This is a genomic window from Pararhodobacter sp. CCB-MM2, from assembly GCF_001691415.1.
Taxonomy (GTDB): domain Bacteria; phylum Pseudomonadota; class Alphaproteobacteria; order Rhodobacterales; family Rhodobacteraceae; genus Pararhodobacter.
Map to the genome: position 1 here is coordinate 1 of NZ_LRRR01000078.1, position 535 is coordinate 535.

A 535-nucleotide genomic window follows, 5' to 3' on the forward strand; every position below is an offset into this window, starting at 1 on the left:
AGCGGCATGAAGATCGCCGTCGCCACCAGCATCACGAAGAGCGTGGTCTGCGAGGACGAGGCATCCCACACGGTCAGCGAGCTGTCCGGCGCGCTGGAGGACGGCAGGATGAACGGGAACATCGTCAACCCCACGCTGGAGACGATGCCGGTGATCGCCAGTTTCGACCACAAAAGCGTCGTCCCCTCGCGCCCGGCCCGCAGCCCGCGGACGGCCATGGCGATGCCGGCGAAGGCTGCGATAGGGGCCGCGATGATCCACGGCCGGGTGACATAGGCCGCCAGCCACGAGGTGTCGCGCGCGACCTCGCTGTAGAGCGGGTTGGACGGGCCGTTCGCCACGACCTCGGTTACGATGCGGTAGCCGTCGATCCCGACCGCCAGCCAGAGCCCGGCCAGCAGATAGCCACCCGCCGCGACCATGCCCGCGACGGTGCCGATCCGGCGGGCGCGGGCGGCGATCTCGCCCTCGGTTTTCAGCCCCAGCCAAGCCGCGCCATGCATCAACAGCATCGACAGCGACACCACGCCCGTGA

General features: G+C 69.3%; 1 protein-coding gene. It reads right to left on the reverse strand.

Going from position 1 to position 535, the window contains the following annotated elements; translation table 11 throughout:
* The coding region (gene cydB / locus BCY78_RS24270) for a cytochrome d ubiquinol oxidase subunit II (protein ID WP_068306923.1) at nt 1–535 on the reverse strand (535 nt) is incomplete at both ends.